Source organism: Gordonia sp. 852002-50816_SCH5313054-c (assembly GCF_001665925.1).
Classification (GTDB): domain Bacteria; phylum Actinomycetota; class Actinomycetes; order Mycobacteriales; family Mycobacteriaceae; genus Gordonia; species Gordonia jacobaea.
On sequence record NZ_LZTE01000079.1, the window covers coordinates 1 to 15517 of the forward strand.

14 protein-coding genes and 1 pseudogene are annotated in these 15517 nt (G+C 64.7%); 12 read left to right on the forward strand and 3 right to left on the reverse strand.

The annotated features are described in order from the left end of the window. Positions 1-256: pseudogene (locus tag A5788_RS20905) on the reverse strand (HNH endonuclease); the annotation flags it as partial. A 194-nt stretch (positions 257-450) separates the two neighbouring features. Between A5788_RS20905 and A5788_RS20910 the strand changes: the two are divergent. Together A5788_RS20910 and A5788_RS20915 are read left to right on the forward strand one after the other, a co-directional pair. Continuing rightward, positions 451-1221: a maleate cis-trans isomerase family protein gene (locus tag A5788_RS20910; RefSeq protein ID WP_064867345.1), complete on the forward strand. Its 771-nt coding sequence runs from the start codon at positions 451-453 to the stop codon at positions 1219-1221. A 38-nt stretch (positions 1222-1259) separates the two neighbouring features. Next, entirely contained in the window at positions 1260-1649 is a 390-nt protein-coding gene (locus A5788_RS20915; RefSeq protein WP_064867347.1) for a PPOX class F420-dependent oxidoreductase, read from the forward strand. Here A5788_RS20915 and A5788_RS20920 read toward each other — a convergent pair. Continuing rightward, complete coding sequence (locus tag A5788_RS20920; RefSeq protein WP_064867349.1) at positions 1636-2133, reverse strand: DUF6611 family protein; 498 nt, start codon at positions 2131-2133, stop codon at positions 1636-1638. The genes A5788_RS20915 and A5788_RS20920 overlap by 14 nt on opposite strands. Positions 2134-2491: 358 nt before the next feature. Between A5788_RS20920 and kdpF the strand changes: the two genes are divergently transcribed. The 6 genes from kdpF to A5788_RS20950 are packed head-to-tail and all read left to right on the forward strand — an operon-like array spanning position 2492 to position 10562. After that, positions 2492-2590: a K(+)-transporting ATPase subunit F gene (gene kdpF, locus A5788_RS20925; protein ID WP_064861331.1), complete on the forward strand. Its 99-nt coding sequence runs from the start codon at positions 2492-2494 to the stop codon at positions 2588-2590. Between the two features lie 2 nt (positions 2591-2592). Beyond that, a complete protein-coding gene (gene kdpA / locus A5788_RS20930) occupies positions 2593-4485 on the forward strand; it encodes a potassium-transporting ATPase subunit KdpA (RefSeq protein ID WP_064867351.1) in 1893 nt (630 codons plus the stop codon). Between the two features lie 23 nt (positions 4486-4508). Next, a complete protein-coding gene (gene kdpB, locus A5788_RS20935; protein WP_231894035.1) occupies positions 4509-6620 on the forward strand; it encodes a potassium-transporting ATPase subunit KdpB in 2112 nt (703 codons plus the stop codon). A 7-nt stretch (positions 6621-6627) separates the two neighbouring features. Then, positions 6628-7251 carry a potassium-transporting ATPase subunit C gene (locus A5788_RS20940; protein WP_064867355.1) on the forward strand — a complete coding sequence of 208 codons (624 nt, stop codon included), beginning with the start codon at positions 6628-6630 and terminating at the stop codon, positions 7249-7251. Between the two features lie 30 nt (positions 7252-7281). Further along, on the forward strand, positions 7282-9810 hold the full coding sequence (locus tag A5788_RS20945) for a sensor histidine kinase (protein WP_064867357.1): 2529 nt from the start codon (positions 7282-7284) through the stop codon (positions 9808-9810). Further along, on the forward strand, positions 9807-10562 hold the full coding sequence (locus A5788_RS20950) for a response regulator (RefSeq protein ID WP_064867359.1): 756 nt from the start codon (positions 9807-9809) through the stop codon (positions 10560-10562). The genes A5788_RS20945 and A5788_RS20950 overlap by 4 nt, the downstream gene beginning before the upstream one ends. Here the strand turns inward: A5788_RS20950 and A5788_RS20955 are convergent. Beyond that, on the reverse strand, positions 10462-11271 hold the full coding sequence (locus A5788_RS20955) for a maleate cis-trans isomerase family protein (protein WP_064867361.1): 810 nt from the start codon (positions 11269-11271) through the stop codon (positions 10462-10464). The genes A5788_RS20950 and A5788_RS20955 overlap by 101 nt on opposite strands. A gap of 73 nt (positions 11272-11344) precedes the next feature. On the opposite strand from A5788_RS20955, the gene A5788_RS20960 reads away from it, so the two are divergent. From A5788_RS20960 to A5788_RS20975, 4 genes are all read left to right on the forward strand, one after another. After that, on the forward strand, positions 11345-12802 hold the full coding sequence (locus A5788_RS20960) for an amidase (RefSeq protein WP_064867431.1): 1458 nt from the start codon (positions 11345-11347) through the stop codon (positions 12800-12802). Next, positions 12799-13296, forward strand: coding sequence for a DUF3830 family protein (locus tag A5788_RS20965; RefSeq protein WP_049699999.1), 498 nt, complete (start codon positions 12799-12801; stop codon positions 13294-13296). The genes A5788_RS20960 and A5788_RS20965 overlap by 4 nt, the downstream gene beginning before the upstream one ends. A 15-nt stretch (positions 13297-13311) precedes the next feature. Beyond that, entirely contained in the window at positions 13312-13998 is a 687-nt protein-coding gene (locus A5788_RS20970) for a GntR family transcriptional regulator (protein ID WP_064867363.1), read from the forward strand. 80 nt (positions 13999-14078) lie between these two features. Beyond that, positions 14079-15473: an MFS transporter gene (locus A5788_RS20975; RefSeq protein ID WP_049700116.1), complete on the forward strand. Its 1395-nt coding sequence runs from the start codon at positions 14079-14081 to the stop codon at positions 15471-15473. The last annotated feature ends 44 nt before the right edge of the window (positions 15474-15517 follow it).

A 15517-nucleotide genomic window follows, 5' to 3' on the forward strand; every position in this document is an offset into this window, starting at 1 on the left:
TGTCGACGGCGTGGTGAGTGTGCGGTCGGGTGGCGGCGACGACGAGCATGTCGTCGGCGATCGATTCGCCGATGCGGAAGGCCATGAGCGCGGTGCGTGCTTCGGCTTGGCGTGCCAGCCGTTGGGTGGTGCGGGCGACGTCGTTGAGTTCGGCACCGGAGAGGTGGCCGATGGTGTCGAGGTCAGCGGCGGTGAACGAGAGCGGCGAGTTCGAAAATGGCGAAGCCGGGACGTGGTCGTCGATGATGTCGGTCATGGCCACCCCCTTTTTCTCCGCGTGTCGGTGATCGCTTGTGTGTTCGATCTGACAACAACGCTACAGGGCGGGTACGACAATTCGGACACGTCGGAGAACGGCTGTGGAACATCGCTACCCAGACCGCGGATCCGCAGGTACGTGACTTGCGCGCTCGAACTGTCAACAATCCGACAATGTGTCATCATGCCTGCATGGAGTACGAATTCGGGTGGGGTGATGGCCCCGGCGAGCAGGTTGGCATCGGGATCGTCTGCCCGTTCGATATGGCTCTCGACCGCGAGCTGTGGCGCTGGATGCCCGACGGCGTCTCGCTGCACTTCACTCGGACCGGATTCATCGACGCCCCGGTCGACGTCGACATGTGCAAGGACCTGAACAACCACGCCGAGATCGCGGCGGCGGTGCGCGCGATATCGGCCGTTCGGCCCAGTGCATACGCGTACGCGTGTGCGTCGGGCAGCTTTGTCTACGGCATCTCCGGGGCCGTCGAACTCTCCAACTGCATGTTGGGTGCCGGTGCGCAGCGTGCGGTCACGACGTCGGAAGCGCTGTTACGCGCGTTGGATGCGTTGGGAATCAGTCGGATCGCCGTGGCGACGCCCTATACGAATGCGCTCACCGGGTTGCTGTGTGACTTTCTCGCGCAAGCCGGACGCAGCGTGGTGGCGCAGGCCGGACTTGGTCGTGACCACGACATCTGGACCATTCCGTATTCGGTCACGGCCGATCTGATCCGTGGCGCCGACCATCCAGACGCCGACGCGATCTTCGTGTCCTGCACCAACCTCTGGACCTACGACGTCCTCGGCGCACTCGAAGCCGAACTCGGCAAACCGGTGCTCTCGGCCAACCAGGTGACCGCGTGGGCGACGCTCGTCGACGCCGGCGTGCTGTCGCCGGGGATCACTCACTCCTACGCGGTACCTGCTGCCGACCAGTCGCTGTTCGCACGCGCCGCGTGAGCGACTCCGATATCGGGTTGAGCGAAGTAGGGTTGGGTATGGCCACCGATAAGCCCTTCGACGCTGCGACCGATGCAAAGTACGTGCAGCTGACCACTTTTCGCAAAGACGGGACGCCGGTGTCGTCGCCTCTGTGGGCGGCCTACGACGGCGAGTCGCTGCTGATGTGGACAGAGACCGGCTCGTGGAAGGTCAAGCGGATTCGACGCGACCCGCACGTCGTCGTCCAGGCGTGTGATGCCCGCGGAAAGAAGCTCGAGGGTCAACCGGTGGACGGAACCGCGACGATCCTCGACGCCGCCGGTACCGATCGCGTGCGCAGCGCGATCTCGAAAAAGTACGGCATCGTCGGCTGGGGTCTCGTCAAGGCAAGCCTGATCCGTCGTGGCAAGGATGGGACGATCGGCATCGCGATCACACCGCGCTGAGTCGACGCCGCCGGGCAGCGGGAATCTCGTGATAGCAACGGGCCCACACCATTTCGTGTTCGACGGGGCTGATCGCACCTGAAGCGAGACGACCATCGGCGTCGCGCAGGGCAGCGCCGAGTTCGCAGATACTCCGCTGGGTAGCTCGGGCGGTGGCGTCCGTTCCGTAACCCGTCCACGCCTCCATTGTGCGTGTCTGCGTGCGCACCAGGTGGGTCCGCTGCCCCACGACCACAACCGTCGCGAACGCGACAACCATTCCACTCAGCATTCCGGCAAGCCCGGAGCGACCCATCCACGACGCGATCAACGCTGCGGTCAACACCGTCGCGATCGCGACGAAGGGTAGTGCCCGCCACACGCGCAGCCAGCGCGCGTCGTCCTCGCTGGTGCCGGGCGGATACACGACGATGCGATGGCAGACCCAATGGCGCGCGTAGCCGACCTGGACGTATCCCCAGCGCGACGATCCTGACTCGTTCATGTGATCGGTTCTAACTCCTACACGCGCGGGAGAGCGTATTCCTCACGACTTCTCGACGCCGTGAGCGCAGATCTTGACGCGCCTTTGACGCGCCTTTGACGAGGCCCGCTGCACGGCTGAGTCGGTTGGCGCGAAGGTTGCGTCAACAAACCCCGGCGCCGCGTATGGAACACGTTAAGAGGTCTTCCAACACAGACGAATTAGACAGAAGCTGTGGTGCGCCGTTCGCCAGCTCGACGTTCGGCATGCCCAGCCAAGGAGTGTGACAAGTGGCCGATGTGCTTTATGTACTCGCCGCGTTGATCGGCTTCGCGATATGCGTCCTGGTGGTCCGGGGCGTCGACGCGAGGATCGGCCGATGACTGCAGACGGAGTGTTGAACGTGGTTCTGCTGGTCCTGTCGGCGGCGACAGCGATCTACCTCATGATCGCGCTGATCAAGCCGGAAAGGTTCTGAACGTGAATTCATCCCTTGCGGGGGCGCTCCAGGTGGCGTTCGTCGTCCTGGTTCTCGCAGTCGTCTACGTGCCGCTGGGCGACTACATGGCCCGCGTGTACCGCAGCACTCGCGACCTGCTGCCCGAGCGCGCGATCTACTCGTTGGCTCGCGTCGACGCCCGACGCGAACAGACGTGGGTCGGCTACGTGGTTGCGGTACTGGCCTTTTCGCTGATCTCGTTTCTGTTCCTCTATCTGCTGCAGCGGCTACAGGGCGTGCTGCCCTGGTCGGACGGCAAGGCAGGTGTCAATCCGGCGACGGCGTTCAACACCGCGATCTCGTTTGTCACCAACACCAACTGGCAGTCGTATTCGCCAGAAGTGGTGATGAGCAACCTTTCCCAGATGCTCGGACTCGCTGTGCAGAACTTCGTGTCTGCCGCCGTCGGCATGGCTGTGGCCGTCGCGCTCATCAGAGGATTGGTGAACCGACGCGGCGACGGCCTGATCGGCAACTTCTGGGTCGATCTGACGCGCACATGCGTGCGTATTCTCCTGCCGCTCAGCGTGATCGTCGCGATCCTGCTGCTGACTCAGGGCGTGGTGCAGTCGTGGCACAGCGGCTTCGGCTTCACGACGATGTCGGGCGATCCTGCTCGAAGCATGGTGGGGCCGTTCGCTTCTCAGGAGGCGATCAAGGAACTCGGAACCAACGGCGGCGGCACGCTGTCGGCGAACTCGGCGCATCCGTTCGAGAATCCGACGCCGTTCAGCAACGTCGTGGAAATCCTTGCGATCCTGATCATTCCGATCTGCCTGACACGTACCTACGGCACGCTGGTGCGCGATCGACGCCAGGGCCTCACGCTGCTCGGCGTGATGGCGGCGATCTGGGGCGTGATGCTCGCGATCGTGTGGAGTTTCGAATCGCACACCAACGGTCTCGCCGCTCAGGCTGCCGGCGCGATGATGGAGGGCAAAGAACAGCGTTTCGGTATTCCCGGAAGTGCGTTGTTCGCCGTCTCGACAACCGGAACGTCAACGGGCGCAGTCAATGCCGCCCACGACAGCCTCTCTGCCGGTGGTGGTGGAGCGGTGATCTGGAACATGCTTCTCGGTGAGGTCGCGCCCGGCGGCGTCGGCACCGGACTCTACGGAATCCTGATGATGGCTGTGGTCACGGTGTTCGTCGGCGGTCTACTCGTCGGACGCTCGCCGGAGTTCCTCGGAAAGAAGATCGGCCAGAACGAGATCACCATGGCGGCGCTATACGTGTTGGTCATGCCCGCTCTGGTGCTGGTCGGCGTCGGTGTCAGCGTTGCGATGGGTTCGACGCTCGACGCCCAGGGCAACAGTGGCGACCCGGGGACTCCGGGATCGATCCACGGCTTCTCCGAGGTGATCTACGCGTATGCGTCGGCCGCGAACAACAACGGCAGCGCGTTCGGTGGGCTGACGGTCACCAGTGACTGGTTCCAGACGTCGCTCGGAATGGCGATGCTGCTCGGCCGGTTCTTGCCGATCGTGTTCGTGCTCGCGCTCGCGGGGCTGCTCAGCCGCCAACGCCCGCGCGGGGTGGTCTCGACAGGCTCGACCAGCGGTGGGAGCTCGACCAGCGGTGGGAGCTCGGCTGGCGGTGAGGGCTCGACTGGCGGTGGGGTGGTCTCGACAAGCTCGACCAGCGGTAGCGACTCGACCAGCGAAGACAGCTCTACCAGCGAAGACAGCTCGACCAGCGGTAGCGGCGGGGTGGTTGCCGTCCTCGAGCGGCAGGAGGCCGTGCGCGCCGAGGCCAATCTGCCCACGCACGGAGTTCTGTTCGGCGTACTGCTACTCGGCACGATCCTTCTCGTCGCCGGTCTCACCTTCTTCCCGGCCATGGCGCTGGGACCCATCGCGGAGGCACTTCTGTGAGCGTCAACACCATCGAATCCGATGTGACACCCGAGGAGGCGACGGTCGAACAGCGTGAAGAGACACAACTGGTCTCGCGCGGCTCGTTCGATCCTCGTCAGCTCATCACGTCGGTTCCGCAGGCACTGCGGAAACTCAACCCGCGCGACCAGGCGCGCAATCCGGTCATGTTCGTCGTGTACATCGGGTCGATCGTGACCACGGTGCTCGCGATCTGGCGGCCGTCGTGGTTCGCATGGCTGATCGCGGCGTGGCTGTGGTTCACCGTGCTCTTCGCGAATTTGGCCGAGGCCGTCGCGGAGGGCCGCGGTCGGGCACAGGCCGATTCACTGCGAAAGGTGAAGCGCGACAGCTTGGCTCGTCGACTCGACGAGAGCGGTTCGATCTCTCAGGTCTCGGGAACGGCCCTGCGGGTCGGCGATCTGATCGTCGTCGAGGCCGGTGAGGTGATCGCGGGCGACGGCGACGTCGTCGACGGCATCGCGACGGTCGACGAGTCGGCCATCACCGGCGAGTCCGCTCCGGTGGTGCGTGAGTCCGGCGGCGACCGCTGCGCGGTGACGGGCGGCACGGTGGTTCTCAGCGACCGGATCGTCGTCAAGATCACCGCCGCGCCCGGAGAGAGCTTCGTCGATCGGATGATCGCGCTCGTCGAGGGTGCGTCGCGCAAGAAGACGCCCAACGAGATCGCACTTGACATCCTGCTCGCGAGCCTGACGTTGATCTTCCTGCTCGCGGTGGTCGCGGTCGGTCCGATGCAGCAGTATGCGGGCCAGAGCCCCGATGCGATCAAGCTGATCGCGCTGCTCGTCTGCCTGATCCCGACGACGATCGGTGCGCTACTCAGCTCGATCGGTATCGCGGGCATGGACCGGCTCGTGCAGCGCAACGTGCTCGCCATGTCGGGCCGCGCGGTGGAGGCCGCGGGCGACATCGACACCCTGCTGCTCGACAAGACCGGCACCATCACCTTCGGTAATCGTCGAGCCACCGAGATCTTCCCCGGCCCGGGTACCTCGACGGCCGAGCTCGCCGAGGTGTCTTACCGCTGCAGTCTCGCCGACGACACTCCCGAGGGACGCAGCATCGTCGAATTGTGTTTGGACGAGCATGATGTGGTGCCCGCCGACGCGGAAGCGCTTGCCGCGACGCGTGGTCACGAGCATCCCGAGTTCGAGGTCGTGCCCTTCACCGCGGAGACGCGTATGAGCGGTATCGATGTACGCACGGGTCCCGGCCCTGTCGTCGAGTACCGCAAGGGTGCCGCCGATGCGGTCGCACGCTGGGTGACGAAGCTCGGTGGCGACATGCCTGTCGAGGTGACCGAACGGGTCGCCGAGATCTCGAACGGCGGAGGTACGCCGCTGGTCGTCGCCGTCAACGACGAAACGCCGCGTGTGCTGGGTGTGATCCAGCTGTCGGACGTCGTGAAACCCGGTATGACAGAACGCTTTGCGCAATTGCGTGAGATGGGTATCCGCACGGTCATGGTTACCGGCGACAACCCGCTCACCGCGAAGGCGATCGCCGCCGAAGCAGGCGTCGACCACTTCGTCGCCGAGGCGACACCGGAGGACAAGCTGGCACTGATCCGTGCCGAGCAGTCAGGTGGACGACTGGTCGCGATGACCGGTGACGGCACCAACGACGCCCCCGCGCTCGCGCAGGCCGACGTCGGTGTGGCGATGAACTCGGGAACGTCGGCGGCGAAGGAAGCCGGCAACATGGTCGACCTCGACTCCGACCCGACCAAGCTCATCGACATCGTGGCCATCGGCAAGCAGCTGTTGATCACTCGCGGCGCACTGACCACGTTCTCGCTGGCCAACGACCTCGCGAAGTACTTCGCGATCCTGCCTGCGATGTTCGTGAGCATCTATCCGCAGCTCGACACGCTCAACATCATGCGGCTGCACTCGGCACAGTCGGCGATCGTGTCGGCGGTGGTGTTCAACGCGCTCATCATCGTCGCGTTGATCCCGCTCTCGCTGCGTGGTGTGCGGTACCGACCCAGCTCGGCGTCGAAGTTGTTGGGGCGCAACCTACTCGTCTACGGCGTCGGAGGCGTGATCACCCCGTTCGTGGGGATCTGGCTCATCGATCTCGTCGTCCGCTTCCTCCCGGGAATGGGGTAATCGCAGCATGAACACCATCACGTCCGGATTCCTCCGGCAGTGTGCCGTCGCGTTCGCGATGCTCGTGGCGCTGACAGTGATCCTCGGCGTCGCCTATCCGACGGTTGTCTGGGCGGCATCGCGCATCGGGTCGAACTCAGCAGAGGGGTCGCAGATGACCGACGCCACGGGCTGTAACGCCGGGTCGTCGCTGATCGGGGTCGATCCGAAGGCACCTGCTGGGACTCCCGACAGCTATCTGCACGCGCGGGTGCTCGGCTCGGCCGACGATCCGATGGCCACCGGCGATCCGTCGGCCTCGGCCGCGAGCAATCAGGGCCCCAACAGCGAGACGCTCGCGCACAACATCACCGCCCGCCGCGCGTTGATCGGCGAGCGTGAGGGCGTCGCACCGTCGGCGGTGCCCGCGGACGCCGTGACGGGTTCCGGCTCGGGCCTCGACCCGCAGATCAGCCCCGAATACGCAGCGATCCAGATCTCGCGGATCGCCCGGAACAGCGGAAAGTCGCAGGCTGCCGTCCGCGAGATCGTCGACGCTCACACGTCGGGTCGGCAGTTCGGATTCCTGGGGCAGCAGCGCGTCAATGTGCTCGAGGTGAACCTCGCGCTGGGTCACACGGTGTGCAAGTGATCGCCGGTCGCGCTGATTAGACTCAGTTCCATGGGTTCAGGTGCTGACACCCGGGGACGACTCGAAGTCTTCCTCGGGTGTGCGCCCGGAGTCGGCAAGACCTACGAAATGCTTTCGCATGCACGAGGTCTCGCCGACGAGGGTGTAGATGTGGTGATCGCGGTTGTCGAGTCGCACGGGCGCTCGGCAACCGCGGCTCTCACCGATGGTCTCGAGGAGATTCCGCGCCGCGAGGAGGTGTATCGCGGGGCCGTCCTCGACGAGATGGATCTCGACGCCGTGCTGGCGCGTGCCCCACGCGTCGCACTCGTCGACGAACTGGCGCACACGAATGCTCCCGGATCGCGAAACGCCAAGCGCTGGCAAGACATCGAGGAGTTGCGCGACGCGGGCATCGACGTGCTGACAACGGTCAACGTGCAGCATCTGGAGAGTCTGAACGACGTCGTCGCCCAGATCACCGGTGTCATCCAGCGCGAGACCGTTCCCGACGCCGTGGTGCGTGCCGCTGACGAGATCGAGTTGGTCGACATAGCCCCGCAGGCGCTACGTCAACGACTCAGTGCGGGCAAGGTGTACCCGGCCGGACGCATCGACGGGGCGCTCTCGAACTACTTCCGCCAGGGAAATCTGACGGCACTGCGCGAATTGGCACTACTGTGGCTCGCCGACCGCGTCGACGACAATCTCGCCGACTACCGCGCGGCGCACGCGATCACCGACACGTGGGAAGCACGCGAGCGCGTGGTGGTCGCGATCACCGGTGGACCCGAATCCGCGACCCTTATGCGTCGAGCGAGTCGCATTGCGTCACGGTCGAGCGCGGAACTGGTTGTGGTGCATGTGATCCGCGGAGACGGACTCGTCGGGACGCCCGCTGCCGAACTGTCCCGGCTGCACGAGTTGGCCGAAGGGTTCGGCACGCGAATCCACACCGTCGTCGGCGACGACATCCCGTCGACGCTCCTCGACTTCGCACGCGGCGTCAACGCGACGCAGTTGGTGCTGGGTACGTCGCGCCGCCCGCGCTGGCAACGACTCTTCGACGAGGGCGTCGGCGCGAATGTCGTTGCGCACAGCGGGAAGATCGACGTCCACATGGTCACCCACGACGAGACGCGTCGTCGAAACCGGCTCGACATTCGCGACACGCGCTTCCATCGTCCGTTGAGCTGGGTCGCGGCGGTCGTGGTGCCGGTGATCATGACGGTCATACTCGCCGTCCTGGACCGTTGGTTGGGGTTCGCCAGCGAGTCGGCGTTGTTCTTCGTGACGGTGCTCGCGGTCTCGCTGCTGGGCGGCATCGGGCCTGCGGCATTGTCGGCGGTGGTGGCCGGCCTGCTGCTCAACTACTTCTTCACCAACCCACGGTTCACGTTCACCATCAACGAGCCCGACAATCTCATCACCATCCTTGTCATGCTGGTGATCGCGATAGCGGTTGCCGCACTGGTCGATTCGGCTGCGAACAGGCGTCGACAAGCCAGCCTGGCAAGCCGTGACGCCGAGTTGTTGGCGTTGTTCTCCGACGCCGTGCTTGGCGGGGCTGACGTGTCGGCACTGCTGCAGCGCGTGCGTGAGACCTACGACCAGGCCGCGGTGTCGGTGGTGCACAAAGAAGATGGTCGACGCGTCGTCGACGCCGCCGTCGGCGACGACCCGCCGCAGCGCGCCGAAGACGCCGACACGGTCTGCCCGGTCCCCGGCGGTGAATACGAATTGCTGTTGCGCGGGCCGAAACTCGGCGGTCGGGATCGACGGGTACTCACCTCGGTGGCGATCCAGGCCGCCGGCGCGGTGCAGCGTCGTCGACTCGAACGCGAGGCGTCCGAGGCACGTGCACTCGCCCAGACCGACGAGATGCGTCGCGCACTGCTGTCCGCGGTGAGCCACGATCTGCGCACACCGTTGGCCGGCGCGAAAGCCGCGGTGTCGAGCCTGCGTGCGGGCGACGTGACATTCAGCCCGGAGGACACCTCAGAACTCCTCGAGACAATCGACGAGTCGGTCGACCACCTGTCGGCGCTTGTCGGAAATCTGCTCGACTCGTCGAGGCTCGCGGCAGGTGCCGTGCGGCCGAGACTGGCGCGCACCTACCTCGTCGAGGTGGTGCACCGTGCAGCGACCGCGGTGAGCTGGGTCGGTGGGCCCATCCCGGAGATCGCTTTCACCTTCCACGCGATGTGGGCATACACCGACGGTGGACTGCTCGAACGCGTCCTGGCCAACCTGATCGACAACGCGGTGCGCCACGGTGGGGGAGGTGGCGCCGGTGTCGAGGTCGCGGCAGAGTCCGAGACCGACGACGACGGTGTGCCGCGTACCGTCATTCGTGTGATCGACCACGGCTCCGGGATTCCCGCCGACAGACGCGGGCAGATCTTCGACGCCTTCGTTCAGGGTGGCGACCGCAACGGTGCCGACGGGGGCGTCGGGCTGGGTCTGTCTGTAGCGCAGGGGTTTACCGCCGCGATCGGTGGCACGCTCGGTGTAGAGGAGACACCGGGCGGCGGCACCACGATGGTCGTTTCACTTCCGGCGGAGGACGACGAGTCATGACCGACGGAATCCGAGTTCTGGTTGTCGACGACGAACCACAGTTGTTGCGGGCCTTACGAATCAATCTGAGCGCCCGTGGCTTCGCTGTCACGACGGCGTCGACGGGAACCGCGGCGCTGACCGCGGCAGCCAAGGTCAACCCGCAGGTGGTTGTCCTCGACCTCGGGCTTCCCGACATCGACGGCTTCACGGTTCTGGAGGGATTGCGCGGGTGGACCAACGTGCCGGTCATCGTGTTGTCGGCGCGCGGCGAATCGGTCGACAAGGTGGCTGCGCTCGACGCGGGCGCCGACGATTACGTCACGAAACCCTTTGGGATGGACGAGTTCTTGGCGAGACTGCGTGCAGCAGTGCGTCGTGGAGTCGCTGCGCCGGATGCGTCGGAGGTGCCGGTTGTCGACGCGGGAGACTTCGTGGTCGACCTCAGTGCGAAGCAGGTGTCGCGCCACAGTGAGCAGATCCACCTGACGCCGACCGAGTGGGGGATTCTCGAACTGCTCGTGCGCAACGAGGGAAAACTGGTGGGGCAGAAGGACATCCTGAGTACCGTGTGGGGTCCCAAGTACCTCAACCAGACCAACTATCTGCGCGTGTACCTGGCCAGTCTGCGCCGCAAACTCGAAGACGACCCGGCGCATCCGGTGCATCTGCTCACCGAGGCCGGGATGGGGTATCGCTTCGTACGGGGACACTCGGCACCTGAGCAGGCTGGGTCTGGAGGCGCGGAGCCTGAACAAGCGGCGTCTGACTGAACAACGCGCCCAGCTTGTCGGAGTGCGGGGTTGCGCCCGCCAGCCGCGCACCCTCCCAGGCGGTCACCTGGTTCGCGGTGAGGACCGGTTTACCCACCTGCGCCTCGAGGTCGTTGATCCAGGTTGCCGTGTGTAGTGCGGTGTCGGGAATCAGGATGGCTTGCGCCGCAGGCTGATCGGCGGTGACAACCATGTCGAACAGGGTGTCGCCGTCGATGAACCCGGCGTCGGTCGCGGTCAGAATGTCGTTGGCGCGGATACCGACCACCTCGATATCCGCGCCGGCGAGGAACGTCGTGAATCCCGCGGCGACGTCGCTCGGATAGCTCGCCGCGACCGCGACCGCGTCGATCCCGAGCGCTCTGCACGCCTCGGCAAACGCGAGCGACGTCGACGATGCGGGTAGTCCCGCAACCTCGGACAACTGCGCGGCCTGCCGTTGTGCGCCCTCCCACCCGTAGAGGAAGCTGCCCGAGGTGCACGCCCACATCAACGCTGCGGGGTCGTGTGTGCGTGCGCGCTGTGCGCCGTCGAGTAGTCGGTCGGACTCGCCGACAGCCCGCATGGCGCCGACGGTGTGATCGTCGGAGTCGATTTCGGTGATCACCACGGGCAGGCGAATCGACGGGCCGAGTGCGTCCTCGATGAGCTGGTAGTCGTCCTCGGCCGCGTGTCCCGGGTAGAGGACCGCGGTGATAGCGGTTGTCACGGGTTGACCTCCCGACTAGATTGTCAACAATCAAACAATTGTTGTTCTCACCGTATCGGAACCGGAGGTGACCATGCAGGACTCAGTGCGCACGATGTCGGCGTCGGAGCTCGGTGACGCCTACCGCAGTGGTTTGCTGAGCCCTGTCGACGTCGCTGCCGAGCTACTGGACACCATCCCGCAGGTGAACGTCGAGATCAACGCCTTCTGCGTCGTTGACCCTGATACGACGATGGCTGCCGCACGCCAATCGGCGGCTCGCTACGCCGCGTCGACTCCCATCGGTCCGCTCGACGGCGTGCCGGTGTCGATCAAGGATCTCCTGCTCACCGAGGGGTGGCCGACGCTGCGCGGCTCGTTGACGCTGAGCCCTGACACACAACGATCCGACGTCGACGCGCCAGCGGTGGCACGACTGCGCGAGGCGGGAGCCGTGCCGCTCGGCAAGGTCACGACGCCTGAGTTCGGCTGGAAAGGCGTGACCGACAGTCCCCGGACCGGCATCACGCGCAATCCGTGGTCGACCGATCGGACGTCGGGCGGTTCGAGCGGAGGTAGCGCCGCTGCCCTCGCGGCGGGACTCGGGCCGCTGTCGGTCGGCACCGACGGTGGCGGCTCGATTCGTATTCCGGCTGCGTTCTGCGGAGTTGTCGGACTCAAGCCGACGCTCGGCCGGGTGCCGATGTATCCGCCGAGTCCGTTCGCGCCGGTGGCACACGTCGGACCGATGACGCGCAGCGTCGTCGACTGCGCGTTGTTGCTCGACGTCATCAGTGGTTTCGATTCGCGTGACTGGTCGGCGGGGCCGACGCCGCAACCTGTCGCCCCGGAGATCATCGCGGGCGCGCGGGGTTTGGATGGCGTCCGCGTCGCTTACAGTCCCGATCTCGGCTATGGCGTCAATGATGCTGCGGTGCAGTCGAATACTGAGGCTGCGGTCGGCGTTCTACGCGACCTCGGAGCCACGGTCGACGAGGTCGACATCGGGTGGGACGATCCGGTCTGGGCGTACCACACGGTGTGGTTCGCGGGAGCGGCCGCGGTGGTCGGGGCTCTGGACCCTGCCCTGCGGGATCGCGTCGACCCGAAACTGCTTGCGGCACTGGAACGTCACCACGACTTCAGTGCGGCCGACTATGTGGATGCCACTGCGCTGCGAATGGCAATGGGCACACAGATGGGTGCACTGCACGAGGACTACGACGTTCTGGTGACACCGTCGATGCCGTCCGTCGCATTCGAGGCGGGCGTCGACGTGCCTGCAGGTTCGTCGTCGCAGGACTGGACGTCGTGGACGCCGTACAGCTATCCGTTCAATCTCACCGGTCAACCTGCGATCACGGTGCCGAGCGGGTTTGCGCAGGACCCGTTGCTGCCCACTGGCATTCAGATCGTGGGAGCACGCCACGACGACGCGACAGTGCTGCGCGTGGCCGCGGCATACGAGTCGGTCGCGAACGTCGGCACGCTCGCAGATGCAGACTTTCGACGAAAGTCTGCTCACCTCAACGAAAGTCGAGATGGCTCGTGACCGATCGCTTTATCATCGTCAGCCTCACATCGCGCGATGTCAGCGCCCGGGCGAGACTGCTCGACGCCGAGGCGCCGCGCACCGCCGCCGCGGTGTGGGACGCTTTGCCGTTGGGGGGTCAGGTCTTTCACGGCAAGTTTGCGCGCAACGAGATCTACACGTTGGCGCCCGCGTTCGCGGCGCATGAACCGGGACCGGAGAACACGACGGTCACACCGATACCGGGCGACCTTTGCTATTTCACCTTCGACGGTGTATTGGACAATCCCGCTTACGGTTACGAATCCGACGCCGCGCCGTCGGAACACTCACTGCTCATCGACCTTGCAGTCTTCTATGGTCGAAACAACTTGCTGGTCAACGGGGATGTCGGATGGGTTCCCGGAAATGTGTTCGCCACCATCACCGATGGTCTCGTCGAGTTCGCCGCAGCATGCAACGACATCTGGATGGGCGGCGCTCGCGGCGAAACCCTGACATTTGCGCGTGCATAGAGTACGAAGAAGAGGATGGTCACGATGACAATGGAGCGAGCTCGATCGGAGGGTCGCCGTAGGGTTCTCGAACCGATCGAGCAGGAGTCGACACCTGCGATCATCGCCAGAAAGTTGCACGATGCGATTGCGAACGGTAACTTTCCGTCCGGTTCACAATTGACCGAAGCGGGTCTCGCAGCAGACCTGGGAGTGAGTCGGGGGCCACTGCGAGAGGCGATGCAACGCCTGACTGCAGAAGGGTTGCTGGTGAGTCACCGCAACCGAGGCTTGTTCGTCGTTTCGATGGATGACGACGACATCCGGGACATGTACATCGCCCGGACGGCCGTTGAACGTGCGGCAATAGAGCAGGTGATCGAACACGGCGACCCTGCGGCGGTGCAAGCTCTCACCGACGTGGTTGCGTTGATGCGTCGTCATATCGACGATCCGAACGGCGAAGACATGGCCGAAGCGGATATGCGGTTCCATCAGACTTTGGTGGAGTACGCGCGGAGTCAACGATTGTCGCGCTTGCACAGCACGATCCTCGTGGAAACGAAGATGTGTCTACGCGCGATGCGGGGAACGTATTCCTCGGGAAAGGAACGTACCGACGAACACCAGGCATTGGTGGACGCCATCGCGGCTGGAGATGCGAAGGCGGCCGACGAGCTGATGATCGAACACATGAGAGACGGTCTCCGCCGACTGCTCTAGACGACGTGTACTGATCACCGCCCACCGATGTGAGTCAGCGCGAAGACACACTGGCCCCGAGTCCACCCAGGAAGGCACAGATGGCTACGGCAAACTCCTCGGCAACCTATGAGGATCTCGCACCCGACCCCGAGTCGCGAGAAGGAAAAGCTCTACTCCGCAAAGCAATTGGCGCGTCGGCGATCGGCAACGCAACAGAGTGGTACGACTACGGCGTCTACGCCGCGACCGCCACCTACCTCACGCAAGCATTCTTCCCGGGGTCGCTCGGCTCGATAGGCACCATGCTCGGGTTCGCGATCTCATTCGTCCTACGCCCGTTGGGCGGCATGATTTGGGGTCCCATTGGTGACCGGATCGGACGAAAGTCCGTGCTGGCCATGACGATTCTATTGATCGCCGGTGCCACTGCGCTGATCGGTGTCCTTCCGACACACGCCGTCGCCGGGATCTGGGCGCCGATTCTGTTGATAGCGCTGCGCGTGATTCAGGGCTTCTCCACCGGCGGCGAATACGGCGGTGCTGCGACGTTCATGGCCGAGTATGCGCCGGACAACAAGCGCGGCAAGTACGGATCGCTGCTGGAGTTCGGCACACTCGCCGGGTTCAGCGCGGGCACCGCGATCGTTCTGTTCCTCGAGCTGTTGCTCTCCGACGAGCAGATGCAGACGTGGGGCTGGCGAATTCCGTTCCTGATTGCGCTGCCGCTCGGGTTGATCGGTCTGTATCTGCGATCGCAGCTGGAAGACACCCCGGTGTTCCAGGAGCTGGACAAGCGCGACGAGATCACCGGAAGCGCCTACACCCGCTTCAAGGATCTGCTGAGCAACTATTGGAAGCCGATCCTGATCATGTTCGGCATGGTGATCGCACTCAACGTCGCGAATTACACGCTGCTGGCGTATCAGCCGACGTACCTGAAGGAGACGATCGGGCTGTCGGAGTCGTCGGGTTCAACGGTGGTGCTCATCGGTCAGCTCGCGATGATGGTGGTGATCCCGTTCTTCGGAGCGGCGTCGGACAAGACCGGGCGTAAACCGATGTGGTGGTTCTCGCTCATCGGACTCTTCGTATTCGCAATACCGCTCTACTGGTTGATGGGTAAGGGATTCGCTTGGGCGATAGTGGGATTCGTGATCCTGGGACTGTTCTACGTGCCTCAGCTCTCGACCATCTCCGCGACGTTCCCGGCGATGTTCCCCACTCAGGTGCGCTACGCGGGCTTCGCAATCTCCTACAACGTGGCGACCGCCGCGTTCGGCGGTACCGCACCGCTCGTCAACGAAGCGGTGGTCAACGACACGGGCTGGAACCTGTTTCCCGCCGTCTACATGATGGGCGCGTGTGCGATCGGCATGGTGGCGCTGATCTTCTTGAAGGAGACGGCCGGAGCGTCGTTGCGCGGCACCGAGATTCCCGAGCGGACCGAGGACATCACGGTTCCGGAGAGCTCCACGGCGGTGACTTCGCGCTGACCAGGCGCGTACCGTCACGCGCTGATACCGGCTCCCACGTGCAG

Coding starts and splice junctions, on each gene's coding strand:
- A5788_RS20915 (WP_064867347.1), top strand. CDS start 1,260: ATGGCCACCGATAAGCCCTTCGACGCTGCGACCGATGCAAAGTACGTG.
- A5788_RS20970 (WP_064867363.1), top strand. CDS start 13,312: ATGGTCACGATGACAATGGAGCGAGCTCGATCGGAGGGTCGCCGTAGG.
- A5788_RS20945 (WP_064867357.1), top strand. CDS start 7,282: ATGGGTTCAGGTGCTGACACCCGGGGACGACTCGAAGTCTTCCTCGGG.
- kdpF (WP_064861331.1), top strand. CDS start 2,492: ATGACTGCAGACGGAGTGTTGAACGTGGTTCTGCTGGTCCTGTCGGCG.
- A5788_RS20920 (WP_064867349.1), bottom strand. CDS start 2,133: ATGAACGAGTCAGGATCGTCGCGCTGGGGATACGTCCAGGTCGGCTAC.
- A5788_RS20950 (WP_064867359.1), top strand. CDS start 9,807: ATGACCGACGGAATCCGAGTTCTGGTTGTCGACGACGAACCACAGTTG.
- A5788_RS20940 (WP_064867355.1), top strand. CDS start 6,628: ATGAACACCATCACGTCCGGATTCCTCCGGCAGTGTGCCGTCGCGTTC.
- A5788_RS20910 (WP_064867345.1), top strand. CDS start 451: ATGGAGTACGAATTCGGGTGGGGTGATGGCCCCGGCGAGCAGGTTGGC.
- A5788_RS20975 (WP_049700116.1), top strand. CDS start 14,079: ATGGCTACGGCAAACTCCTCGGCAACCTATGAGGATCTCGCACCCGAC.
- A5788_RS20960 (WP_064867431.1), top strand. CDS start 11,345: ATGCAGGACTCAGTGCGCACGATGTCGGCGTCGGAGCTCGGTGACGCC.